The sequence below is a fragment of the Desulfonema magnum genome (assembly GCF_017377395.1).
Taxonomy (GTDB): domain Bacteria; phylum Desulfobacterota; class Desulfobacteria; order Desulfobacterales; family 4be13; genus Desulfonema_C; species Desulfonema_C magnum.
Genome location: NZ_CP061800.1, coordinates 3,854,774 through 3,880,192, shown reverse-complemented (window position 1 = coordinate 3,880,192; position 25,419 = coordinate 3,854,774). Strand labels below are relative to the sequence as shown.

General features: G+C 49.9%; 16 protein-coding genes (1 of these 16 running past the window's edge). 9 read left to right on the top strand and 7 right to left on the bottom strand.

Annotated features, from left to right (window positions below):
* Nucleotides 1-782: 782 nt before the first annotated feature.
* The 7 genes from htpG to dnm_RS14980 all read right to left on the bottom strand — a co-directional run bounded on the left by htpG (nucleotide 783) and on the right by dnm_RS14980 (nucleotide 6,991).
* Nucleotides 783-2,708, bottom strand: coding sequence for a molecular chaperone HtpG (gene htpG / locus dnm_RS15005; protein ID WP_207683441.1), 1,926 nt, complete (start codon nucleotides 2,706-2,708; stop codon nucleotides 783-785).
* Between the two features lie 252 nt (nucleotides 2,709-2,960).
* Nucleotides 2,961-4,598, bottom strand: a complete 1,638-nt coding sequence (gene panP, locus dnm_RS15000) for a pyridoxal-dependent aspartate 1-decarboxylase PanP (protein WP_207683440.1) — start codon at nucleotides 4,596-4,598, stop codon at nucleotides 2,961-2,963.
* Between the two features lie 181 nt (nucleotides 4,599-4,779).
* A complete protein-coding gene (locus dnm_RS31290; protein ID WP_276571890.1) occupies nucleotides 4,780-4,905 on the bottom strand; it encodes a hypothetical protein in 126 nt (41 codons plus the stop codon).
* A complete protein-coding gene (locus dnm_RS14995) occupies nucleotides 4,898-5,074 on the bottom strand; it encodes a hypothetical protein (RefSeq protein WP_207683439.1) in 177 nt (58 codons plus the stop codon). Before dnm_RS14995 ends, dnm_RS31290 begins: the two co-directional genes overlap by 8 nt.
* Nucleotides 5,074-5,430 carry a hypothetical protein gene (locus dnm_RS14990; RefSeq protein WP_207683438.1) on the bottom strand — a complete coding sequence of 119 codons (357 nt, stop codon included), beginning with the start codon at nucleotides 5,428-5,430 and terminating at the stop codon, nucleotides 5,074-5,076. Before dnm_RS14990 ends, dnm_RS14995 begins: the two co-directional genes overlap by 1 nt.
* Entirely contained in the window at nucleotides 5,427-6,500 is a 1,074-nt protein-coding gene (locus dnm_RS14985) for a zinc dependent phospholipase C family protein (RefSeq protein ID WP_207683437.1), read from the bottom strand. Before dnm_RS14985 ends, dnm_RS14990 begins: the two co-directional genes overlap by 4 nt.
* 194 nt (nucleotides 6,501-6,694) lie before the next feature.
* The gene (locus tag dnm_RS14980; RefSeq protein WP_207683436.1) at nucleotides 6,695-6,991 is read right to left on the bottom strand and encodes a hypothetical protein; all 297 of its coding nucleotides are present in this window, start codon (nucleotides 6,989-6,991) and stop codon (nucleotides 6,695-6,697) included.
* A gap of 607 nt (nucleotides 6,992-7,598) precedes the next feature.
* Here dnm_RS14980 and dnm_RS14975 point away from each other — a divergent pair.
* From dnm_RS14975 to dnm_RS14935, 9 genes are all read left to right on the top strand, one after another.
* On the top strand, nucleotides 7,599-7,775 hold the full coding sequence (locus tag dnm_RS14975) for an ATP-binding protein (RefSeq protein WP_207683435.1): 177 nt from the start codon (nucleotides 7,599-7,601) through the stop codon (nucleotides 7,773-7,775).
* Between the two features lie 200 nt (nucleotides 7,776-7,975).
* The gene (locus tag dnm_RS14970; RefSeq protein WP_276571889.1) at nucleotides 7,976-8,107 is read left to right on the top strand and encodes a LuxR C-terminal-related transcriptional regulator; all 132 of its coding nucleotides are present in this window, start codon (nucleotides 7,976-7,978) and stop codon (nucleotides 8,105-8,107) included.
* 671 nt (nucleotides 8,108-8,778) lie between these two features.
* Nucleotides 8,779-8,991 (top strand): colicin D domain-containing protein, encoded by a 213-nt coding sequence (locus dnm_RS31635; protein ID WP_353740346.1) that lies wholly within the window; start codon nucleotides 8,779-8,781, stop codon nucleotides 8,989-8,991.
* Complete coding sequence (locus dnm_RS14960) at nucleotides 8,991-9,491, top strand: colicin immunity domain-containing protein (protein WP_207683432.1); 501 nt, start codon at nucleotides 8,991-8,993, stop codon at nucleotides 9,489-9,491. Before dnm_RS31635 ends, dnm_RS14960 begins: the two co-directional genes overlap by 1 nt.
* A 318-nt stretch (nucleotides 9,492-9,809) precedes the next feature.
* On the top strand, nucleotides 9,810-10,007 hold the full coding sequence (locus tag dnm_RS14955) for a DUF29 family protein (protein ID WP_207683431.1): 198 nt from the start codon (nucleotides 9,810-9,812) through the stop codon (nucleotides 10,005-10,007).
* Nucleotides 9,967-10,191, top strand: coding sequence for a type II toxin-antitoxin system HicB family antitoxin (locus dnm_RS14950; protein ID WP_207683430.1), 225 nt, complete (start codon nucleotides 9,967-9,969; stop codon nucleotides 10,189-10,191). Before dnm_RS14955 ends, dnm_RS14950 begins: the two co-directional genes overlap by 41 nt.
* Complete coding sequence (locus tag dnm_RS14945) at nucleotides 10,188-10,415, top strand: type II toxin-antitoxin system HicA family toxin (RefSeq protein ID WP_207683429.1); 228 nt, start codon at nucleotides 10,188-10,190, stop codon at nucleotides 10,413-10,415. The genes dnm_RS14950 and dnm_RS14945 overlap by 4 nt, the downstream gene beginning before the upstream one ends.
* 446 nt (nucleotides 10,416-10,861) lie before the next feature.
* Nucleotides 10,862-11,305: a DUF29 domain-containing protein gene (locus dnm_RS14940; RefSeq protein WP_207683428.1), complete on the top strand. Its 444-nt coding sequence runs from the start codon at nucleotides 10,862-10,864 to the stop codon at nucleotides 11,303-11,305.
* 762 nt (nucleotides 11,306-12,067) lie between these two features.
* Nucleotides 12,068-25,419, top strand: partial view of an SdrD B-like domain-containing protein gene (locus dnm_RS14935; RefSeq protein WP_207683427.1) — the 5' portion only. The gene runs 20,587 nt beyond the window's last position; the window shows 13,352 of its 33,939 coding nt (coding positions 1-13,352); the start codon lies at nucleotides 12,068-12,070; its stop codon lies beyond the right edge, outside the window.

Here is a 25,419-nt window from a genome sequence, read left to right as displayed (position 1 = left end):
GGGAATGCAGCACAGACGCTTTGTGTCCTTATCCCCTGCCCTCCCGGACACAAAGCGCGAGAACGAGGAAAACGAGAAAAGCCTTTCGAGCTGCTGAGGACTATTCATTCTGATTCCTGAACCTCCGATGAGTAACCTGATTATCTGTATATAATTTAACACAAATAATAAGGCAAGCACAAACGATATTTTGAGAACCGCTGAGGTTGAAATGGGGGAATAACACAGACAAGCACGGGTGATCTCAGTCATCTGTGCTTATTCATATCAGATAAGGGAGTTCCCCAAAAATAAAATACCCGGAATTCAGAGTGTAGGGTGGGTGGAACCCACCGCACAAGGTGGGTTCCACCCCATATGCATCAGGCTAAGACTGCCGGACGGGGTTTGCAACCCCGTCCGAAACGTTTGTTTTCGGGGGTCGGAAAATATTTCGGACGGGGTTGCAAACCCCGTCCGGCAGATCACATGTTAATAAAAACAATGAGTTACGATCTTAGCCTGATGCATATGGGGTTCCACCCACCCTACATTTTTTTATCGGGTATGTTGTTTATTTCGAGTTCCCTAACTCCATGATCAAATTTTTGACCTGGCTCGGACAAAAAGCCTCTCATTCCTGCTTTCGCAGGAATGACAAAAAAAACCTGATCATCGAGTATAAAATAAGGGGAAGGGTGTGTATGAAGAGATGTGATCAGTTTTCAGTTTTTGACAGCCCTGCGTTTCGTCATGACATGACAAAACCGCATGGCTGAAAACTGAAAACTGGACTGCCCGGTTTATAATGCGTGAGACATCAGGTCTCCGATCATTTTACTGAACTGTGACGGATTTTCCAGCTTGCCCCCTTCACTGATAATCGCCATATCCAAGAGCAGGTTGCTGTAGTCTTTCAATACCTGGCTGTCTTTGTCCTTTTCAAACAGGGCCTTTATTTTTGAAAGGACCGGATGATTCACGTTCAGTTCCAGTACCCGTTTGACTTCAGGTGCCTGCTGACCCGAGGCTTTGAGAATTTTTTCCATATACGCGCTCATGTCGTAGTCGTCTCCGGACAGGCAGGCCACGGAATCTTTCAGCCTGGAAGACGGTTTGACCTCTTTGATTTTGTCTTCAAGGTTGGATTTGATATAATCAAACAAGGTGGTATATTCATCTTTCTTGTCATCATCCACCTTGTCCAGCTCAAGGTCCCCTTTTTCCGCGCTTTTGAACTTCTTTTCCTTGTACTCTGTCAGGGCCATGGTGACCCATTCATCCACCGGATCTGTCATGAGCAGGACTTCATAGTCTTTTTCCTTGAGCTGTTCAAGGTGCGGGCTGTTAATCAGCGTGGAAAGATTATCCCCGGTAATATAGTAAATCTCCTTCTGATCCGCCTTCATGTTTGTGATATAATCCTGGAGTGACACCAATTTGTCATCGGATTTGGTGGTTTTGTAACGGAGCAGATCGGCAATTTTATCCTTGTTTTCCCAGTCTGTGTGAGCGCCTTCTTTGATGACCTGTCCGAATTCATTGTAAAAATTCTCATAAGTCTCTTTTTCCATACCGGCAAAAAGCTCCAGAACTTTTTTCACAAGATTTTTGCGTATATTTTTTACCAGCCGGTCCTGTTGCAGGATTTCGCGGCTGACATTCAGGTTCAGGTCCGGTGCGTCCACAACGCCTTTTACAAACCGTAAATATTCCGGCAGGAGTTCCTTGCAGTCATCCATGATGAAAACCCGTTTGCAGTACAAGTGAATCCCATGCTTACGGTCCTGCTGAAACATATCAAACGGGGCTTTGGAGGGAATATACAGCAGCATAGTATATTCGGTGGTTCCCTCGAGCTTCAGGTGAATATGGGTCAGCGGATCATTCCAGTCATGGCTGATATGTTTGTAAAATTCCTTATATTCATCATCCGTAACCTCTTTCTTGTCCTTTGCCCATATGGCTTTCATGGAGTTCAGGGTGTCTTCTGTGATGACTTTTCGGGTGGTCGCGACCGGATTGTTGTCTTTGTCCAGAACCTGTTCTTTTTCAGGAATCGGCTCATCCTTTTCAACATCCATCAGGACAGGATACTCTACAAAATCCGAATATGTCTTTATAATATTGCGGATGACCCATTCATCTGTAAAATTTTTCTCGTCCGGTTCTGTTTTTTTCAAATTCAGGATAACAGTGGTTCCCCGGGAATCTTTGGTTGTTTCTTCAATGGTAAAGGACCCGTCGCCTGCGGATTCCCATTGGGTGGCTGTTGCTTCCGGACCCGCGGCCCGGGTGATGAGCGTCACTTTGTCAGCAGCGATAAACGCGCTGTAAAATCCCACACCGAACTGACCAATCAGTTCAGGTGTCAGGGTTTCCTGTTTTTGGGACTGTTCCAAAGCTTCCAGAAACGCAGCTGTGCCGCTTTTGGCAATGGTGCCGATATTTTCCATGACCTCGTCATAGGTCATGCCAATGCCGTTGTCGGATATTTCCAGGGTCTGTTTTTCGCTATCTGCAACAATTCGGATTTTGAATTCAGTGTCATCACCAAGAATTTCAGGGTCTGTCTGGGATTTGAAACGAAGTTTGTCAATCGCGTCGGAAGCATTGGAAATCAGCTCCCTCAGAAAAATATCTTTATTGGAATAAAGAGAATTAATAATAAGGTTTAATAGTTGCTGGACTTCGGTTTTAAATTCGTGGGTTTCTTTTTTGGCAGTCATAAAAATAGCTCCCTGTTTTATTGAATAATAGTTTGTAATGAGTCAGGTGTCAGCGCCTGTGAAAGACCTCCGAGGTTTTAAAGAGGGTTCGACAGATCTCGCCACGATTCGACTGAGCTCGCTACGGTTCGACATATCTCGCCACGATTCGACTGAGCTCGCTACGGTTCGACTGAGCTCGCCGAAGTCCTCGGAGGTCTCATATCACCTCTTCATACTTTCTGATAAAAAATGGGAGCTATTTTTAAATTGTCAAGCCTGAATTGCAAACTGACTATGGTAAATATGTTCCTGTTCATCCAAAATCTCACGAATAATCTCCATTGTGGTCATGGGATTCATAATCACGGAACGTAAGACAACGGTATCTTCACGCCCCGCTCTTCTCAGTGTTGTTCTGGAAACAAAGCTTTTCCCTGCTTCCCGCTGCAGGCGCTGCACGATGATGTTGATATTATTAAGCCTCTCTGTTAATGCTTTCCGTTTCTGAGTATCGGCCGCGTCCCATTCTTTTCTGATGGGTTCGGGAAAGATTCTGTAAGTGAGAATATTTAGCTGGGGGCGAGTCACCAGTTCAAAAAGAGGTCTTTTTTGTATCTCCTCTGCAAACGCGCGGGCTGTTTCAATGCCATGATCAATCAGCAGAGCATAACCTTCGGTGCCCATGATCTCCAATGCGCTTTTCAGTATCAGGGAGGTGGCTGCCCTGGAACCGACCAGGGACCGAATCCCCAGGTCCACCGAACCAGGACGGTTGATATAAGCCGCGTGATAGGCAACCACATCCATGATGTGGGGGTCTTTGAAATAGACCATGCCGCAGCTCATGGGCATATAAAACTGTTTGTGTCCGTCAATGGTAACAGAATCCGCTTTTTCAATACCGGACAGGAGCGAACGGTATTTTTCCGAGAGCAGTGTGGGACCGCCCCAGGCCGCATCCACATGAAAATGGATTTTGTGTTCCGCGCATAGTTCGGCGATTTTGGGTAAGGGGTCCACGGTTCCTGTTTCCGTGGCACCGGCAATTCCCACCAGGGCCAGGATTTTTGTTTTTGGGTCATTTTTTTGGATGGCCTGAACCGCGGATTTCAGTTTGTCCAGATTGATCGTGTTGTTGGCATCAACTTCAATGGGGAGGATATTGGTATTGCCAATGCCTAAGACGCCTCCGGCTTTTCGCAGGGAATAGTGAGCCAGTTGGGAAACCAGCACCACACATCTTTCAATTCCGTAAGCCTGACACGCGGCCATCATCCCTTCTTTTTCAACACCGGCAAATCCGGGTCTGGGTTTGAAAAAAAAATTTCTGGCAACCCAGAGGGCAGTAAGGTTTGCCAGGGTTCCGTCTTCCACGAAACTGCCAAAAGTGCTGTCGGGCTGCTGGATGTGTTCATTATAAAACGCCTCATTCTGATTGTATATTCTTCTGTGTATTTTAGCCAATACCTGCCGTTCAAGGGCTGACACAATTTTGGATGTTTCCAGTTTCACGGGATTCTGATTCAGGGCCGCGACAATGGTCTGAAGATGAACCATGAAAAAAGGAATCGCGGAAGTCATATGTCCGATAAAATAAGGTGAGGCCACGTTCACCGCGTGGGGCGCGATATCTTCAATGATTCCTCTGATGACATCAGCCAGTTTTTTTACAGGATTTACGTTGATCCTGCTGTCTGTGAACTGCTCTGAAAGTTTTTTGAGGCTCGCCTCCTTTGTGATGCCCACATGTTTCCTTAGAAAATCGTGCAGGCCAAAGAGAATCTGTTCCATGTATTTTACCAGAACAGCCCTGGACTCCTCTGTTTCGGGGCGGATAAATATTCGCTGCAAGTTCTGCCAGTTTGCAACTAACGCTGTTTTTTCTGAAAAAGATTGTTTGTCTGTCATTATGGTCCCTGCTAAGAATGTTGAAATAAAATTGCTGTTTCAACAGGTTAAAAATATATGAATTGCATTCATAACATTTGGTTGCCGAACGGGTGCGTTGCGAATCTTTGGCTATGGCTGATACGAGGGGCAGCCATATGTGTATGCGTTCGGGCGGAGCTTGGGAATGAGAATTTTTTTTCTAATGATGAGAGCGAAAAAAAATGACCAAGCTCTCCACCAGTTCCGCCATAAAACAAAAGTCTAATTTTTCCATGGTATCCGATGCCTTATGATAATACTGAGTCTCACCGCAGGCATCAGCCATCCGCAATGGTTACCGTAAGTGTCCTGAGATGAGCTTCCAGATTTTCAATGGTTCTCTGAATATCTGTCATTGGTCTTTCCTTGTGTGCCGGGATTCTGACGCAAATATCGGCAGAAAGCATCAGTAAACAAAGTAAAACAGCCACCCATTTTATTCTGATCTTCGGCATTAAAGCATTTTTTGGGCTTTTAAAAAAGACATGGCATGATGACCAATACTTGTAACATGGGTCATGGCGCGGGACAAATGAAACGCGCCCTCATGGGGCACTCCGGAACGAATCATCACCAATGCCATGTCAACGTGCTTTTCAACATCTGTCCATGAATCTTCCTTTGTCACCCTTTTAGCAATATGAATCTCATATGCAACCATCTCTGTTATGGTTTTTATCATTTTTTCCCCGCCCCGCCTGTCTTCCGCGGGAAAGGACTGAAGCATATCAAGGGACTGGGAAATCCAGATGAGACTTGATTTGATCTTTTCGCTTTGAGAAAATGCGATAATCGCTTCCTGAACGTTCATAAAATTTTTTTATCTCCATGAATCCGGCAATGAATTGCCAGACTGTTTTCATAAGTCTCCGGGGGACAGTCCATATGAAAAATCAGTTCTGTCATACGTTCCTTATTGCAGAAATAGCGCATATCTGAGGCCCGGGTCCCTGGTATGCCGGTACAAAGATTGGGGCCTCTTAATTGAGAAAATGCCCTGGCAGGTGAATAATTTTTTAAATGCTTTTCAATAAGACCAAAGACATGCAGCGTTTCCCGGATCATTTTTTCTTCCAAATCTTTTACGGAATGCTGAAATTTCTCTCCGGTGACAGGATGCCTGTATGAAAAGGGATAACGAAATATTGAAGCAGGTTCGGGCGCGTGAAACGGATAAAGCAGTGAGGTGCAAAATTCCATGTCCGCTCCGGGTATGGCGTCCAACAGCCTCAGGATAATCTTCAGCGGATTGTTGTCAAACAGTTTCTGGATCAGCGCATGTGAGCGGAGGGCATTCTTAATCGGGATTCGGATATCTTTCAGGTTTTGAAAACCGTCAAGGCCGGAATAAAGCATTGCCAGCACATTCAGCAGACGATGTTTTTCCATTTCCGCGTTATTCAGGGCCTGGGAAACAAGTCCTCTGTTTTGTAACTGAAATCCGTCTGCATAATAAAGGTCTATGTATGTTTCCAATATGCGGTGAAGGGCCATGGACTGGTCTCTGCCTGTCTTCTGATCTGTCAGGTTGTTACCGCTGACATAATACACCAAAGGATGGAACAAACTGTCAGCATGAATATGTGAGATCACCCCGAGAAGCAGCGACAGAACATCATCAGGAACATTCTGCCCATAATAATGAATCAGATTGGCAACTGGTTTGTAACTGTCTTCCGGGTTGTCGTGTATCTTTTGCCCCAGCAGATTCATCATCTTTGCTGCTCTGCCAAATAAGAGATAAAGGGGGCTGTCCACAATCACCGCGCCCGCGAGATAAAGATTTTTGTGATGATTTATGATGTTCTTCAAAGGGGAATCAGCGTCAATATTCTGACAGACTTTTTCCGCCAGCATCCAATGTGTTATTTCTTTTGGCATTGTTATCCATCCTGTTGCGGACACAGCTTCGGATTCGGCCCCCGGATATTTGGTCGCTCTGGGATAAGATATTTCGGGGGGCAGATACGTCATACTCAATGATCAGGCTTTGGCAGGCTCGGTCGGATCGCCGAACAGAATGACAACAGGCTTTTTGTCCGAACCAAGTCAGAAAATTTGATCATCGAGTCAGACTAAATAGCATAACAAAATTCACATTTCAATACTTCCCTGAAAAAATCTGATGTTCCATATTCATATCCGTCTCCCTTCATGTTCGCTTCTGTAAACGTCAATCTGCTATTGGCTCCTTGATCTCGTTCCCACGCTTTGCGTGGGAATGCAGGACAGACGCTTCGCGTCACGAAACTCCCCGCGGCAAAGGACGCGAAGCGTCCGAAAGGCATTCTCACGCGAAGCATGGGAACGAGTGTCTGTCTGATTTTCCATCTACTGATTAACATCACTAATACATGGTATGCTTTTTGCATATAAGAAATATCACAGATTAAAAAATTTTTTTATTGAAAATACAGGATTATTCTTTTAATAAAATATTTTTCTTTTTATCTGAAATTATAAAACAGCTATCTTTTTTGCTCTGCTCACCGTTCCTGTTTCGCATTTCCCAAACGGTCCCCGGAGTTTTAAAAATTTATATATATTATAATATTAAAATGTTAAACTCCATATAAACAAGTCTGTATCCCTTATATAAAAATTTATAACATATATGTTTGCTTTTTTAAAAAACGGTAATAGAAATTATTACTAAATATTAATTTAAAATAACATTTAATTCTTGCATAAAATTAAAAAATATGCAATGGGGTAACGGAAGTATTTGGATGGGGCAGAATACGCAATTTAGGAAATGAAAATTTTTGTCTGAGTAACCTTAATTATTAGATATAGTACTTAGATTTAGGTATGTCCCGGCATGATTTTTGCATGGGAAGGTTGTCCCGGAAAAAAAGCCGTTTCCGGGCCTGAAAATTTCATTCGTCCGTTCGGAATCCCGGAGGCCGCCTCTGTATGCAACTTTCGTGCCAGGACATACCTAAATCTAAATACTATAGTTAAAAATGAGATGAAACGATGAATGAGTCTGAACTGGTTAATCTTATTAATATGCTGAATATTAACGGACTGGGTCTGGGGCTTTCGGTGGCAAAGCATGTCACGGAATTTTATAATGGATATATCCGGATTGAAAGCAGGGTTGGTGAGGGAACAGATGTTTTCATCACTTTGCCGGGAATGTCCGAACCCTGATTAAAGGATTAAAAGATTTGCAGGATTAAGTCATCGGTTTTCAAATTGTACAGATGAATCACGAAAATCCTTTAATCTTTTAATCAGGGGTCGGATATCTAACCGAGCAAATAAGCATCTGTTCAAAAGTTTTATAATATCTCCGAGACAGTGGCAGGCTGAAAATTCGGTATGAGATGTCAGAAAATTATTAATTCACTTTGAAAGAGATAGCGGAACTGATGAACCTGCCAGCGGGTACGATCCTGACCCATCGGCACAATGTCCGAAAGAAACTCAAACTCAGAAATAAAAAGGCCAATCTCAGAACGCATCTGCGTTCACTTGAATAATATAGATATCCTCTATATTTTCTTTATATTGTTTTAGATTGTAATTTTTGAATTTGGGAGTATGTTTGGAAAAGGATGATGTCATCCCTTCACAAGCTGGTATGACAAAATTTATTGTCCGGCTCGGATTTTCCAAACCAGGCAGATTAAGCAGGTTGCTCCCCATATGTATCAAGCTAAGGGGATAACTTTCTGATTTTATTAACTCCGGGGCTGTAGCACAATTTTTCAAATTGTGCCGGTTTTGAACAATTTGGAAAATTGTTCTACATTTTACCTAAATTGAGCGATTCTTTGGCCTGAATATGATTCCCGGCTTGTAGTATAAGGGCTTCGGCGGTTTCCGGGTTTTCACCCATCGGGTGAAAAGTGTAAAATACAAAAAGCCCCGGCTGCCGGACTCTTAGCCAGTTTTTCTGAAAAGAATCGCTCAATTTAGGTTTTAGCTTGATGCATATGAGGTTGCTCCCGGGGATTGGGAAATCCCCCGGAGAGAGAAATGGTTTGGATTTGCCTGATGAATTCCCACTGGAAAATGGCGTATTATGATGCTTATAAAAATAAAAAATTATATACGTTTGCTGATTTGGAAGTGCAGGTTGACAAAAATTCAATTTAGGAAAAAATTCAAACATGCATCAGATTTTGGGATAATTGGAAATTATAGCAGCATGAATGCCGAAGCATTTAAAGATGCAATAACTAACCACTTTCTGGATAAGAATACTATTTTGATACCAGGTACTTACAGGGGAAAATCTGTTAATCATTACTATAGCAAAACAACTAAAATAAATGTTATCTGCAAAGACAAAAAATTTCTTTCATGCTGGAAATTGTCAGGCATGCAACAATTTCATATTATGGCAAGAGGGAGTTTATAATGAATTCTTTGATCTCTGATTATAAAGAACTGATCGTTTTGTTTACAGATAAAAAAGAAATTAGCGCATTGGAATTTGAAACAGAATTTTTGAAGCTGTTTAAAAGTGACAAATCCTGTGATGAAAATTTCTATGAAATTATAAAACCACTCTTTTATGCAGTTGAAGATTTTTGTTCAGATTCGGAAATACGAGAGGATGATGATTTGGATGAAAATCAGTTGGCAGAAGCCGCTAAGGGAACATTAGACAAGTTGGAAAAATTATATATAGCTGATGATAAGAATCTTCAACCTGTGAAAGATGAAACGAATATAAAACAATTATTAACTGAACTAAATGAGTTAATTAATAATCTTCCATTGCTTATAGACAGAATTGTTGAAGAAAAATTGAATGAAATTTTACCTGTAATTGTAAAAAATACGTTATCAGAAGAATTGCATACATTAGATGCAAATTCCTCAAAAGCAGTCAGCAGCAAAAGTCAGCAGTCCTGACATGCCATGGGAAGTCAGGGCGGCAGACGGTCAGAACGCATCTGCTTTCTTTTGAATAGTATATAGATTACCTCTATGTTTTATCTATATTGTTTTAGATTGAAATTTTTGAATTTAGGAGTATGTTTTAAAAAACGGTGATGTCGAGCCAGGGAGGTCACAGCCGACAACCGAATAATATATTTTTTTTATGTATATTTTTTTCAAACAGAGATTTTCTGAATCTGATGGATATAGTTAAGAGTACCGTGGAGAATAAAAAAACAACTGACAACTGACAACTGACAACGGACAACTGACAAAAGAACGAGGCTCCTTATGAACAACTTGGCAGCCGTATATGATCAGGATTTTTATCTGTGGCTCTGTCAGAATACAGAACTGCTGCGAGAGGGCAGAATTGAGGAAATTGATATTGAAAACATAGCGGAGGAATTGGATGCTATGGGCAATAAGCATTCCAGGGGAGATCGATATGTTAAAAAAACATTATCCGATTATTATCGAACAGGATAGCGACGGCGTTTTTATTGTCGAATGTCCTGTTTTCAGAGGATGCCGAAGTTACGGCCATACAATGAGTGAGGCATTGGAAAATATCAGAGAAGCTGTGGAACTTTGCATCGAGGACGAACAGATTCACGAAGAAATTTCCACAACTTTCATCGGAGTCCGGGACTTGGAGGTCGTTCTGTCATGACTGATATGCCGACGATTTCGTTTGCCGAGCTGCAAAAAAGAATAAAGAAGATCGGTTTTATAAAGGTCCGTCAAAAGGGTTCTCATATCCGGTTTGTTCATTCGGATGGTCGTAAGACAACCATTCCGGATCATGGCAACAAAGATGTGCCTAAGGGGCTTTTGCTAAAAATTATCCGTTATGATCTTGAAATGGATGTCTCAGATTTTTTACGAAATATGTGAATGATCCCCCAGATTGCCAATCCCTGTCGTTCAAAGAAACAACAGGCAAAAGGATAAAATTGAGGTATGCAGAGTGAATCACGCGATGCAAAATTCATCCTGTTTTGGGCAGTCTTTTCTTATACAGCATCCCTGTAGCGAAAAGTAAAAAGGAAGCCGGGGATTGAAAATCTCCCGAACTGAGTGAGTTAGGCAGCTTGCTCCCGAGGGATTGACGAATCCCCCGGTGAAACATAAGTGGTTCGGATTTGCCAATCCGAACCGAGCGAGTTAGGCAGCTTGCTCCCGAAGAATTGACAAATCCTCGGGTGAAACATAAATGGTTCGGATTTGCCAATCCGAACCGGACGAGTTAGGCAGCTTGCTCCCGGGGGATTGAGAAATTAAGCAGCTTGCTCCCGAGGGAATAAAAAACAACGGACAACTGACAAAAGAACGAGGTCATTATGAACAACTTGGCAGCCGTATATGATCAGGATTTTTATCTGTGGCTCTGTCAGAATACAGAACTGCTGCGAGAGGGCAGAATCGAGGAAATTGATATTGAAAACATAGCGGAGGAATTGGATGCTATGGGCAAAAGTCAGCATCGTGAGTTGCTCAGTCGGCTGAGAGTACTGTTCGCCCACCTGCTCAAATGGCAATTCCAGCCTGACCATCGTTCGGGCAGTTGGAAGGGAACTATTCTCGAACAGAGATATCAAATTGAGCAGTTGTTGGAAATGAGTCCGAGTCTGAAACATAAGATGGAGCAAAAAATTTCGAAAGCTTACAATAAGGCGGTGGGATACGCCGCAGCAGAGACAGGCATCTCCAAATCCGTGTTTCCGAAAACCTGCCCGTATGTTTTGGAAGAGGCGCTGGACGAAGATTTTTATCCGGAAGCATAACAGAGACGCTCTCATGTCGGAGTCAGTATTCATTAGATACAAATTCCTCAAAAGCAATCAGCAGCAAAAGTCAGCAGTCCTGACATGCCATGGGAAGTCAGGGCAGCAGACGGTCAGAGTTGCTTCCGGAGGACGAATATGATCGGGATTGACAAATCCTGAGAAACATGAATGGTTCGGATTTGCCAATCGTTCGACTGAGCTCACGCCGAAGCCGAACCGAGCGAAACAGAGGTTGGGATTGGCCGAACTGGGCGAATTCAGCAGTTTGCTCCCGGGGGATTGATAAATCCCCGGGGAAGCGAATGGTTTGGATTTGCCAATTCGAACCGAGCCAAGTTGGTGAACCCTGATTAAAGGATTAAAAGATTTGCAGGATCAGGTCACCGGTTTTCAAATTGTTCAGATAAATTAGGAAAATCCTTTAATCTTTTAATCAGGGTTCGGACAACCTGACTGAGCAATTGTGGATTAGTTATATTCTGATTGTAACGGATTTCGGGGAGGGAATATGACAGCGGATAAAAAGGATGAAACGGATATTCCGGCTCTCGCGGGAACATCTGTTGCGGATACGCCGTAATACCGGCCGGGAATATCCGTTTAATCCCGGAATCCGTTGTCATATTGCAGGTCCCCCGAAATCCGTTATAATCAGGTTATATTAAACGGTTATATTAAACGGTAAACAAGACAGAACACGGATAATATAAAAATGCGTGCGTATCTGTGTTCTGCTAAAAATTACAGGGGAGAAAAAAGATGATAAGACAGACAATGAACTTGGTAAAACTGATAATTCTATCTCTGATAATCATTTACGGACTGACTACTCCGGTTACGGCGCACAATGTTGACCAGCGCATGGCCTGGATGTTTTTTGACCAGGAAACCATAGACATGATCATGGCCAACGTAGACGCAGGCCGTGAGCCTGTAAACGCCGGTGATGAGTTAGGCATCATCATCAAAAACCTCCCTGAACCCAACGGGGCCACCACCGGTGTCGGCGGTTATGTCAATTTTTATGTGCCAGACGGTGTCCGTGTCATTGACGTGGGCTATGTCTGGCCCGATGGCAGCGGCGGGTATGATAAGATACCCATGAAAGGCCAGTCCATTATGCCCCTGAGTTCCGGCCCGGTCGGCAGCGGCTCCACATCCGAACTGATCGGCCTGACCCTGGGACCGAATGTCCTGGGCAACACGGCAGATGCAGTTGATCTGGGCGGCGCGCACCTCGGAACCTTGGCCGGGGTCTATGGCGACACTGGTATTTTTTACTCCACCCATGCAGATACGGTCTGGCAGAGCTGGGCCAATTACGCTTCGGGCAATTACTCCATTGTGAACAACCGGGGCGAGACCATCTTTCCCAACAACAAATGGGATGCTGAACAGCTGCTCGCTTATGGCAGCAGCAGCCCCTCAAAGCCCATTGTGGATTACAGCGACGGCCGAGGCAACGCGCCCTGGGGTCTGGCCTCAGGCGTGGCCGGTCCTGAAACCGGATACGCGTGGCAGTTTGACTTGGATGTCTGGAACGGGTCCAACATGAAGGACGCGGCCAATGACATCGGTCCCTGGAATCGGATCCAGTACCCCGGGAGCCAGATCGGCGCGGATGTTCCCGGAAACACAGATGATATACTCGGATACGCAGGGGCCGACGCGAGCAGCCTGGGCCGGGTCGTCAGCCCCTCCAATCCTCTTCCTGATTCCACCAACGCGATCCGCTGGAGCGTGGGAATGCTCACCGCGAGCAAGTCTGAATATGTATATGTGAAAATCAAGGTCATGAGTGAACCGCCCCTCCCGCCTTTCATCAGCGCAGACGGCTGTTTCCAACTCCACGGCGATGTGTTCGGCGGTGATGCCGGAGGCGAGCAGGGCGGCAAGGACCACCTGTGGCGTTACTATGATCCCACCCACGCATACATTGACACCTGTTCCGCGCTCTGGAAAGATGCGGATGTGGATATCACCCCGAGCGGGACAGATTTCACTTTTAATGTCAGGTATTGGAACACGGGCCGGGCGGATCTCACAGGCATTCGGATTGTGGATACAATGCCGGGCGAGTTGGAACTGGTCAGCGCAGTTCCTGCCCCGATAAGCACAGACCCTCTGGTATGGCACATTGAGAAACTCGGGAAAGGTGAAATGTTCGAGGCCATTGTCACTGTGCGGGCCAAATCCAGCGGCGTGATGGCCACCAACACCATCACCGCGGACAATGACCAGGGACACCACGCGGAAGCCTCGGACGGGGTCTGGCTCGGATTCAGTCCCATCCTGATTCTGAGCAAAACCGTGACCCCGGAGAGCGCACCTCCGGGCGGGAATATCCAATACACCCTCAAAGTCCAAAATGACGGAACCGGGGCCAGCGGCAATCCTCTCACCCTTACCGACCACCTGCCCGAAGGTTTTTCCTTTGAGAGTCTGGACAGCGTGATGGTGAACGGAGCCAGCGCGCTCGGCGCTACAACCACAGACAGCACCAATCCCCGGCAGCCGATCTTCACTGTGAATCAGGCAGTGAACGGGGGTCAGGAACTCCTGCTCACCTTTACGGTCAAAATCGGCGACAATGTCACGGCCGCCACCTATTATAATACCTTCTCGCTCACCCACAAGGACCCGGCTATCGGAACTGTGACCCTTGCCAACGGCTCGGAAGCCCCGGTCACAGTGGGCGGCGCGGCCATCGGCGGGAATATTTTTCACGACTGGGATAATGACAGCACACAGGACAAAACCACCGATACCCTCATTGATGAAGGGATCGGAACCCCTGTCGCGCCCATCGTGCTTGAACTGAATAATGGCTCATGCACCCCGGGTGCGGACTGCCCCACCACCACCGTGAACGAGGATGGAACCTACCGCTTTAACGGGCTTACAGCAGGCACATACACTGTGAACATCATCAGCGGGGTTCCCGGCGGCTATACAGCCACCACTCCGACCAGCTTTACCATCACCCTCGCGGATGATTACCAGGAAAGCCTGAGCAATAATATCGGCTATCTTCCCGGGGGAAACGGATCCGTTGGTGATCTTGTTTTTGAGGATATGGGAAATGACGGACTCTTTGATCCGGCCCTGGGGGATGTCGGCATTGCAAATGTCACCGTCAGTCTCTATGAGGACACCAACGGCAACGGCCAGATTGATCCTGAGGACGCGGTGGTTGCCACCACGACTACGGACCCGAATGGAAATTACAGTTTCACCGGATTAGCCGAAGGTCTTGATTATATCGCTGACCCGGATCAGACAGATCCTGATCTGATCGCCCATTTTGCCCCGAACCAGATATTGAACACCACACCCGATCCCCGTCCTGTGCCAAATCTCACAGGGGATGTCACGGAAGCGGACTTCGGGTTCTTTGAGATCATTCCCGGTTCCATCGGGGATCAGCTCTTTCTGGATGAAAACGCGAGCGGGGTTTATGACACAGGTGACGAGCCCCTGGCCTTTGTGCCGGTCACTCTGTATCAGGACATCAACAGCGACGGCCAGATTGACGCGGGAGACCGTCTCTTTAAGACCACCGTATCTGATGTTATGGGAAATTACATCTTTGAAGATATCGGCCCCGGGAATTACATTGTGGATGTGGATCATAACGACGCGAATGTTCCGGGCGGGTATCTTGCCGGAAATGATCCGGCTGTGGTAAACCTGGGCATTGCGGAAAACCGGGATGATGTGGATTTTCCCTTTGTGCAGCTTCTCAGCAAATCTGTTGATAAGACCAACGCTGCCACCGGAGACACCCTGACTTACACTATTGTTCCCGGATATCCGGGTACTGATGTGCTGAACAATGTGGTGATTCTTGATCCCGTTCCCACAGGAACAACCCTGTCCGCCATTGGCCAGGGGGGAAACACCGGCGATGTGGGTGTAACCAGAACCCTTGATCTTATTCCTGTCAGGGATACCTATATCCGGCGCGACAACAGGGATAACAACTATGGTGAAAGCAGCACCCTGATCGTCGAGGGAGAGAAAGACAAATACAAGCGGGCACTGCTCCAGTTTGATCTGAGCAGTATTCCCAACGACGCGACCATTGATTCTGCCGTGCTGACCCTGGAAAAGACCGGGGGCGAGGCCGTCAGCGATACTATTGCGGTGCATGCGCTCACTCAGTCCTGGACAGAGACCGGCGCGACCTGGAAAAGCTATGACGGAACCAATTCCTGGGCATCCGAAGGCGGAGATTTCAATGCCACGGCCGTTGCCACGGCCGCGGTCAGTGCCAACGGCACCTACACCTGGGATATAAGCACTTTGCTTCTGGACTGGAGAAGCGGCGCACAGAGTAATTTCGGGCTTATGCTGAGGCAGGACCTTGAATCTGATAAGGACCAGCCCATTCACGAATTCATGGCCAGACAGGGCGCGACCCCTCCGAAAATCACGGTGACTTATACCTCCCCGGGGCCTGGCACTGTCAATGATGTGGCCTGGAATATGGGGAGCAACACCCCGGCCGTGCCGGCTGACGAGCCGGGAACAGCCATGTGTTCGTTCCAGGAAACCCTGACTCCGGATGAGGATACCTATATTAATCATGACAAACCTGATGAAAACCAGGGCACGAGCAATCAGGTTTTTACCAACCCCGAATCCCTCAAGGAAAAATACGCTCTCCTTCATTTTGATATTAGCGGTATTCCTGAGGACGCGGTGATTACTTCCGCAGACCTCCGGCTGATGAGCAAAAACAGCCGGTCTGATCACAATGTGGAAGTCCGGGAACTGCTCACCCCCTGGACTCAGTCCGCCGCGACCTGGAACAGCACAGGGACCGGAACCTGGGCAGGGGGATCAGGTTTCACCAGTGCGGACTATGACGGAACAGTTCTTTATGCCACATGGCTTCCGGTCGGAGGGGATGCCCGGGTTTCCGCTGATCTGACTGATCTGGTGAAAAAATGGCAGACCAGCGCCAATAACGGCGTGGCCATGATCGCCACCGGAACAGACAACGGCGATGCCCAGTGGTACAGCAGTGATGACGGCACGGAGAGCCGCCATCCTGAATTGGTCATTACTTATTTGCGGCCCATTCCCGGGGGATGCGCCAAAGCAGATACGCTCTCTCCTGTTGCGGACACCTTTGTCCAGGAGGACAAATCTGCTGACAACTTTGGCGATGAAAGCAAGGTGATGACCCGGCCCGAGGCTTTGAAGCAGAAGCATGCGTTTTTTAAATTTGACATGAGCATCATCCCTCCGGGTGCGGTCATCAATTCAGCGGAATTCGGTGTCATGGTCGCTGGCAACCGGACCAATCACACGGCCGAAATCTACCGCATGACCACAGCCTGGACCGAAACCGGCGCGGTTTACGGAACCGGATGGTCCGCAGGGGCTTTTGGCACAGGAGATTATGATGACGCGCTATCCCTGGGAACCATCACTCCGGATACCAAAGATATCTATCACACCGCGGACCTCACCGATTTGGTCAATGACTGGGTGAATAACGGGGTTGCCAATGAGGGTATCGTCTTATTGGCACAGGGCACGGATACGGGAGATGCACAGTATTATTCCAGGGAAGAGGGCAATGAGACCCGTCACCCGTATCTCCTGGTGGACTGGGTTCTTGAGCCTCAGACTCCCTCAACCACCACGAACATCAAGGCAGGTCCCAGCCTCATCAGTGACGGGGGAACGGTGAAAGTCACCATGACCCTGACATCTGACGGAGAGGTTACGGGAATTACGCCGGATACCCTGATTACCCATGCGGACCACGGAGCATCAACCACCTGCGGCAGTCCGATACCGGCCACCCAGGATATTGGCACAGACGGCGGAACCGCTATATTTACATGGGCATGTGTTATCACCGCGGGAACCGAACCCGGAAATGTGACATTTGAAGCGGGCGCGTCCTCATCAGGGGAAGCAGGCTTTGCCACAGCCACATCCAACGGCGTGATTGTCTCTCCCCCGCTCACCTTTGAGGTCACTGTAAACGGCCCCCCGCCAGAGGTGGGGACTGTGGAAAATATCGCCACCATCAAAGATGACAGCGGGAACATTCCCCCCACGGACACAGACACTGTTTATACTGACCTCAGGGCCAGCATCGGGGGAACCATATGGGCGGATATGAATGGCGACGGGGTGAAAGATCCGGACGAACCCGGATTGGCTAATGTGGAGGTTACGGTCACCGCATCCGACGGAACAACTTACACCACCACCAGTGACGGAGCGGGGGACTTTGTCGTTCACAATCTGATCCCGGGTGATTACACAGTGACATATAACCCCGACACCTTCCCCGAAGGGTATATGCCCGATATGCCCATTACTGAGGATGCCACCCTGATCAGCGATACCCACCATTATACGGATGCGGGTCTGGGACTGAAACCTCCCGGAGAAGCGAGCATCGGGGATACGGTCTGGCTGGATGAGAATAACAACGGGTTCCTGAACATGGGAGAAAACCCTCTGTCCGGTATCACAGTCAATCTTTATATTGACATGAACAATGACGGTGTCATTGACGACGGTGATATACCCTTTGACACGGCTGTGACAGATGAGAATGGAAACTATCTGTTTGAAGGACTGAACGCGGGGGATTTTCTGGTTGAAGTGGATGAGACCAGTGAGATCACCGCACCCGACGGAACTGCCACGCCTTTGGGAACCGCTATGGAAGTGGTTTCTGTGAGCGGATCCGCTGACCCGGCAGATCTGATCAACCTCACAGGTGTCACTCTCACGGCCGATGATGAGGTTTATACGGACGCTGATTTCGGGTATAACTGGGCCGGAACCATCGGGGACGAAGCCTGGTACGATACCAATGCCAATGGTGTATGGGATACAGGCGAATTGCCGATTGCCGGGGCAGCAGTCCTGCTCTACAAAGACCTGAACGGAAACGGGATGATTGATCCGACCGATCCCCAGGTCAGTTACACACCGACCGACGCGGATGGGAAATACCTGCTTACGAACATTCCGCCCGGCGACTATGTGGTGGATGTGTATGAGGACAGTCTGGTGTCTCCCGGGGGCGAACTCGGTCTTATGACAACATCCACCCCGGCAACCTACGGGGTAACGCTGGGCATTGACGGACATCACCGGGATGCGGATTTCGGGTATTTTGAAGGTGCCATGGTCACTGGATCGGTTTTTCTTGATACGGATAACAGCGCGATCCAGGGGAGTGACGAGCCAGGTATCGGAGGTGCAGCCGTCAGTATCACCGGCACGGATGTCGGAGGCAGTCCGGTTAGTCTCACCACCACCACAGATGCTTCCGGTATCTATGAGTTCCATATCCCGGCAGGCGAATACACTGTGAGCTATGTCTCCGGTGCGCCAGGGGGACTGGCTCCGACTACGCCGATTGAATACCCGCTTGTGCTTCATCCGGGTCAGGAAAATAACTCCGCGCATTTTGGCTTTGATCATAGCGGGATTATCGGGGATACGGTTTTTCTCGATGCAAACGGCGACGGGACCCAGGACCCGGACGAGCCTGGTATTCCTGATGTCACTGTGCAGCTTTACGACGGCAGCGGCAATCTGCTCAGTGTCGCGGCAACTGATGAACACGGCGCGTATCTTTTTGAGGGGCTTGCCAGCGCGACCTATTCTGTTCAGGTGAATGACACCACCCTGCCGGACGATTACATCCAGACGGCAGACCCCGACGGAACCCTGGATAACCAGGGAAGTTCCGGTGTGGGAAATCTGGCTGTGGATTTCGGATATCAGCCCCTCACGCCCACGCATGTTATCAGCGGAACTGTATTTGACGACAATGGCGACGGCGGAACACCAGGAAACGGGACGCAGGAAGGAACAGAACCCGGTCTGGCAAATGTGACTCTGGAACTGACCATCACCCCGCCGACGGGTGATGTTTATACTATCACCGCGGCCACTGACGCAGACGGCAATTACAGCGTGAGCGGAATCCTTGACGGAAGCGATATTTCCATTTCCGCGGATGAGACCACATTGCCGAACAGCGCGTACATCCTGACCACTTCTGATCCGCTCACCATCACGAACATTACCGCGGATGTTGCAGATCAGGATTTCGGATACCACGAGAACCTGGGTTCTGTGAGCGGTACTGTGGTTGAAGGAGACGGTAACGGCCTCGCCGATGTCGGTGAAACCGCCCTGAGCGGTGTCACCATCACCCTGACTTATGCGGGGGATGACGGCATTCTTGGCACGGCTGATGATACAAGCTCAACCGAGGTTACAGACACGAACGGGGATTACACATTCGTTGATCTGTTCCCGGGAATTTACCAGATTGTTGAAACCAACCCGAGTGGCTACGACAGTCTCGCTGACGCAGACGGGAATGATCCCGATAATATCAGTTTCATCCTGGGAGTGGGAGAAAACAGGGCTGACCAAGATTTTGAGGATGGAATCGCTGCCAGCATCGGGGATTTTATCTGGAATGATGTGAATGGCGACGGCGTTCAGGATGCCGGGGAAACTGGGATCGCAGGCGTCACGGTGAAGCTGTACCAGGACAACAACGGTGACGGATCCGTTGACGGCGCGGACACTGATCTGGGCGACCAGACCACGGACGCGAACGGCGCGTATGATTTTACTGGCCTTGCGCCCGGGGATTATATTGTGGATGTCACGGATACCGGCGGTGTGCTCACAGGCTACACCTCCACCTTCGGGACTGATCCTCTTGGGGTCACGCTTACAGTCGGGCAGGATTACAATGACGCTGATTTCGGCTATCAGCAGCCCGGGGCCAGCATCGGAGATTTTATCTGGAATGATGCGAACGGCGACGGAGTCCAGGATGCCGGGGAGACCGGGATTGCCGGCGTCACTGTGAAGCTGTACCAGGACAACAACGACGACGGAGCCATTGACGGTGCGGACACTGATCTGGGCGACCAGACTACGGATGTGAACGGTCTGTATGATTTCACGGGGCTGACTCCCGGGAACTATATTGTGGATGTCACGGATACCGGCGGTGTGCTCACAGGCTACCCCCTGACCGGCGGGACGGATCCCCTTGGGGTCACGCTTACAGTCGGGCAGGACTATAATGACGCGGATTTCGGGTATCAGCCGTCCGGGGCCAGCATCGGAGATTTTATCTGGAATGATGCGAACGGCGACGGAGTCCAGGATGCCGGGGAGACCGGGATTGCCGGCGTCACTGTGAAGCTGTACCAGGACAACAACGACGACGGAGCCATTGATGCCGGAGATACTGATCTGGGCGACCAGACCACCGATGTGAACGGCGCATATGATTTCACAGGGCTTGCAGGCGGAAATTACATTGTGAATGTTACCGATACCGGCAGTGTACTTGGGGGCCACACCCTGACAGGCGGGACAGATCCCCTCGCGGTCACGGTGACTGACGGACAGGACTACAATGACGCGGATTTCGGATACCAGCGTCAGGTTTCCCTTACAAGCACAAAGAGCGTGACTGATGAGAACGGTGGGAACCTGGAGACGGATGACACCCTGCTCTATACGGTTGTGATACAGAACAGCAGCGGGGCAGATGCAACAGGCATTGAATTTTCCGACACCATACCGGCAAATACCGCATATGTGGCATCCAGTGTGAGCGCGCCTGCGGGAACCACCCTGGTGAGCGAAACCCCGGTGCTGAATATCACGGATATCAGTGTGCCGGCAGGGGGCCAGGTGACCATTACATTCCGAGTGCGCGTGAATAATCCGCTGCCTGCGGGCGTGACCGATATTTCAAACCAGGGAACCGTCAGCTATGACGCAGAGGGCGACGGCGTAAACGAAACCAGTCAGCAGACCGACGGCGATACTGTGACACCGGGGGAACAGCCCGTCGTCATACCGGTTACCGCAGGCCCCAACCTTGAGAACACCCTCAAGGATGTGAACCTGAAGGACGATGCGGACGGCAACGGCGTGATCACTCCCGGGGATACCCTGTCATATATTGTGACAATTGAAAATACAGGCGACCAGGGAGTCACAGGAGCGGAACTCACAGATCCTGTTCCCGCAAATACCACCTATGTGGATTCCAGCGCGACAGCAACAGGCGGAACAGCTTCGTACAACAGCACTGACAACAGCATTGACTGGATCGGGGATATTGCAGCCGGAGCAACTGTCACCATCACCTTTGATGTGACGGTGGATTCGGGCATTACCGTGGGAACGCTTATTTCCAACCAGGGAACCCTGAGCTATGATCCTGACGGCGACGGCGTGAATGACGCGTCTCATCCTACGGACAGCGATCCCACGGATCCCGGGCACCAGCCTACGGATGTCACTGTAGGCGGAGTTCCCCACGGGGTTGCCGTCAAGAGTGTGACAGATGAGAACGGCGGGAATCTGGAGCCGGGGGACATCCTGCGCTATGATGTTGTCTTGGACAACCAGAGCGGATTTGATGTTTTTGGTATGGAGTTTGTGGATGATATCCCCGCGAATACCGTTTATGTGGCATCCAGTGTGAGCACACCTGCGGGAACCACCGTGGTGAGCGAATCCCCGGTTCTTCGAATCCAGGGGATTGACATCGTAGCGCACAGCCAAGTCACGCTTTCCTTCCGTGTTCAGGTGAATACGCCCATACCCGCGGGAGTGAACCAGATTTCCAATCAGGGTACGGTGAATTATGACTCGGACGGCGACGGGGCCAATGACAGTCTTCAGCAGACAGACGGGGATACGTCGGTTCCGGGTGAGCAGCCCACGGTGATTCCGGTTACCGCGGGGCCCAATTTTACAGAGACGGTTAAAACCGTAGTGCTCGAAAATGATGCGGACGGCGATTCAGCCATTACTCCCGGGGATACCCTGAGATATACCGTGGTGATCCCCAATACCGGCAACCAGGACAGCACCGGCACGGGCTTTCTTGATCCTGTGCCGGCCAATACCACTTATGTGGATGCCAGTGTGACAGCTTCGGACGGAACTGCCATCTATAATTCTGCTGCCAACCGCATTGAATGGGCCGGAGATATCGCGGCCGGGGCATCTGTCACCCTGAGGTTTGATGTTACGGTGAATGCGGGCGTGAATGTGGGAACCGTGCTTTCCAACCAGGGTCAGGTTGAATACGATTCGGACGGGGACGGGATCAATGACGGGTCCGAGGATACGGACGGGGACACAACCGCGCCCGGGAATCAGACTACGGATATGACCGTGGGCGGAACCGTGTCTGTGACGGCTGCCAAAACCGTGGCGGATGAGAACGGTGGCAATCTGGAGCCGGGAGATATCCTGACTTATACGGTCGTGCTGGAGAACCAGAGCGTGTCCGGCGTGTCCGGGGTTGAGTTTGTGGATAATATGCCGTCAAATACAGCCTATGTGCCCGCGAGCGTGAACGAGCCTTCGGGGAGTACGGTTTTCAGCGAAACCCCGGCCCTTGTGATTACAGATATTCATGTTCCTGCAAACAGTCAGATCACAATTTCTTTCCAGGTTCAGGTGGATGATCCCCTGCCCCAGGGAGTCACACAGATTTCCAACCAGGGCACGGTGAATTATGACCCGGACGGGGACGGTGTGAATGACAGCAGCTTGCAGACCGACGGGAATGATACCCAGCCCGGGGCACAGCCCACTGTCATTGCAGTCCCCCAGGGGCTGATAAGCGGTGTGGTTTTTGATGATATTAACGGGGACGGGACACAGGAACCAGGTGAGGCCGGGCTGAATAATGTCACCGTGGAACTGCTTGACAGCAGCGGAAATGTGATTGACACCGCCACCACGGACGGAACCGGTGCTTACAGCTTCCCGGATCTGACTCCTGGTGACTACACGGTCAACGAAACCGATCCTTCGGGATATACCAGCACCACCTCGAACAGTGTGCCGGTAACGCTTCCCGCGGGCGCTTCGGGGGTCGCGAATTTCGGAGATCACGAGGAAGGCGCGATCACCGGCGTGGTTTTTGATGATATTGACGGAAACGGAATTCACGGGCCGGGTGAGGCCGGGCTTGGCAATGTCACAGTGGAACTGCTGGACAGCACCGGAAACGTGGTTGACACAACCACAACAGACGCGAACGGGGATTACAGCTTCACTGGCGTGATTCCCGGGAACTACACGGTGAACGAAACCGATCCCTCGGGATATGTGAGCATCACTCCGAACAGTGTCCCGGTGACACTTCCCGCGGGCGGTTCGGGAGTTGCGAATTTCGGAGATCATGAGGAAGCCGCGATCACCGGTGTGGTTTATAATGATATTAACAGCAGCGGAACCCGTGACCCCGGGGAAGCAGGCATTGCCAATGTCCCGGTGGAACTGATTGACAGCACCGGAGCATCGGTGGGTACTGTCACCACGGACGCGGACGGGGCTTACAGCTTCACAGGGCTGGGGCCTGATGATTACACGGTGAACGAAACTGACCCCGCGGACTACATCAGCACCACAGCGAACAGTGTTACAGTGACGCTTCCGGCCGGAGGGGCCGGCATTGCGAATTTCGGCGACCGCCTGGGGAACAGCATCAGCGGTGTGGTATTCAACGACAACAACGGTGACGGAACCCATGAGGCTGGTGAGGCTGGGATTCAGAATGTCACCGTGAAATTGCTGGATGATACCGGAGCCGTGGTTGCCACGGCGACTACGGACGCTGACGGGGCCTATAGTTTCGGCGGGCTGACCCCGGGGGATTACACAGTAAATGAAACCGATCCCGGGGGATACACCAGCACCACTGTGAACAGTGTGCCGGTGACGCTTCCCGTGGGCGGCTCAGGTGTTGCGAATTTTGGAGACCGTCAGCAGGGCGGCATCAGCGGTGTTGTGTTTAATGACAACAACGGCGACGGAGTCCAGGGAACTGGCGAAACTGGAATCCAGAATGTCACCGTGGAATTGCTGGACAGCAGCGGAAATGTCATTGACACAGCCACCACCGGCTCTGGCGGAGGCTACAGTTTCACAGGACTGGTTCCTGGTAATTACACGGTAAGGGAAACGGATCTCTCGGGATACAACAGTACCACCGCGAACAGTCTGCCTGTGACAGTTCCCCCGGGCGGTTCGGGAACCGCGAATTTCGGAGACCGTCAGCAGGGCGGCATCAGCGGTGTTGTTTTCAATGACAACAACGGCAACGGAAGCCAGGGCGCTGGTGAAACCGGGATTCAGAATGTCACTGTGCAGCTTTCGGACAGCGGCGGAAACGTCATTGATACAACAACCACGGCCGCGGACGGTTCTTACAGTTTCACAGGACTGGTTCCCGGTGATTACACGGTGAATGAGACCGATCCCTCGGGATACAGCAGCACCACTGCGAACAGTCTGCCGGTGACAGTTCCCCCGGGCGGTTCGGGAACTGCCAATTTCGGAGATCGCCAGCAGGGCGGCATTACCGGTGTTGTGTTCAATGATGCCAACGGCGACGGAACCCAGGGTGCCGGAGAAACCGGTATCCAGAACGTTACCGTGAAACTTTTGGACAGCAGCGGAAACGTCATTGATACAACAACAACGGCCGCGGACGGAACTTACAGCTTCACAGGGCTTGTTCCGGGTGATTACACGGTGGATGAGACCGATCCCTCGGGATACAACAGCACCACAGCGAACAGTCTGCCTGTGACAGTTCCCCCGGGCGGCTCGGGTTCTGCCAATTTCGGAGACCGCCAGGAAGGCGGCATCACCGGTGTTGTGTTCAATGACAACAACGGCGACGGAACCCAGGGCACCGGAGAAACCGGTATCCAGAATGTCACCGTGGAACTCCTGGACAGCAGCGGAAACGTCATTGACACAGCTTTGACGGGGCCCCTCGGAGGATACAGTTTCACAGGACTGATCCCCGGTGATTACACGGTGAGGGAAACCGATCCCGCCGGATACAACAGCACCACCGCGAACAGCCTGCCGGTGACAGTTCCCGCGGGCGGCTCGGGCGTTGCCAATTTCGGAGACCGCCAGCAGGGCGGCATCACCGGCGTTGTGTTCAATGATACAAATGGCGACGGGGCGCAGGGAGCCGGGGAAACCGGCATCCAGAACGTCACCGTGGAACTCCTGAACAGCAGCGGAAATGTCATTGA

What these genes read in the sequence shown, in the direction of transcription:
- htpG (WP_207683441.1), bottom strand. Translation starts at nt 2,708, where the DNA reads ATGACTGCCAAAAAAGAAACCCACGAATTTAAAACCGAAGTCCAGCAA.
- panP (WP_207683440.1), bottom strand. Translation starts at nt 4,598, where the DNA reads ATGACAGACAAACAATCTTTTTCAGAAAAAACAGCGTTAGTTGCAAAC.
- dnm_RS31290 (WP_276571890.1), bottom strand. Translation starts at nt 4,905, where the DNA reads ATGGCTGATGCCTGCGGTGAGACTCAGTATTATCATAAGGCATCGGAT.
- dnm_RS14995 (WP_207683439.1), bottom strand. Translation starts at nt 5,074, where the DNA reads ATGCCGAAGATCAGAATAAAATGGGTGGCTGTTTTACTTTGTTTACTG.
- dnm_RS14990 (WP_207683438.1), bottom strand. Translation starts at nt 5,430, where the DNA reads ATGAACGTTCAGGAAGCGATTATCGCATTTTCTCAAAGCGAAAAGATC.
- dnm_RS14985 (WP_207683437.1), bottom strand. Translation starts at nt 6,500, where the DNA reads ATGCCAAAAGAAATAACACATTGGATGCTGGCGGAAAAAGTCTGTCAG.
- dnm_RS14980 (WP_207683436.1), bottom strand. Translation starts at nt 6,991, where the DNA reads ATGCAAAAAGCATACCATGTATTAGTGATGTTAATCAGTAGATGGAAA.
- dnm_RS14975 (WP_207683435.1), top strand. Translation starts at nt 7,599, where the DNA reads ATGAATGAGTCTGAACTGGTTAATCTTATTAATATGCTGAATATTAAC.
- dnm_RS31635 (WP_353740346.1), top strand. Translation starts at nt 8,779, where the DNA reads ATGAATGCCGAAGCATTTAAAGATGCAATAACTAACCACTTTCTGGAT.
- dnm_RS14960 (WP_207683432.1), top strand. Translation starts at nt 8,991, where the DNA reads ATGAATTCTTTGATCTCTGATTATAAAGAACTGATCGTTTTGTTTACA.
- dnm_RS14955 (WP_207683431.1), top strand. Translation starts at nt 9,810, where the DNA reads ATGAACAACTTGGCAGCCGTATATGATCAGGATTTTTATCTGTGGCTC.
- dnm_RS14950 (WP_207683430.1), top strand. Translation starts at nt 9,967, where the DNA reads ATGTTAAAAAAACATTATCCGATTATTATCGAACAGGATAGCGACGGC.
- dnm_RS14945 (WP_207683429.1), top strand. Translation starts at nt 10,188, where the DNA reads ATGACTGATATGCCGACGATTTCGTTTGCCGAGCTGCAAAAAAGAATA.
- dnm_RS14940 (WP_207683428.1), top strand. Translation starts at nt 10,862, where the DNA reads ATGAACAACTTGGCAGCCGTATATGATCAGGATTTTTATCTGTGGCTC.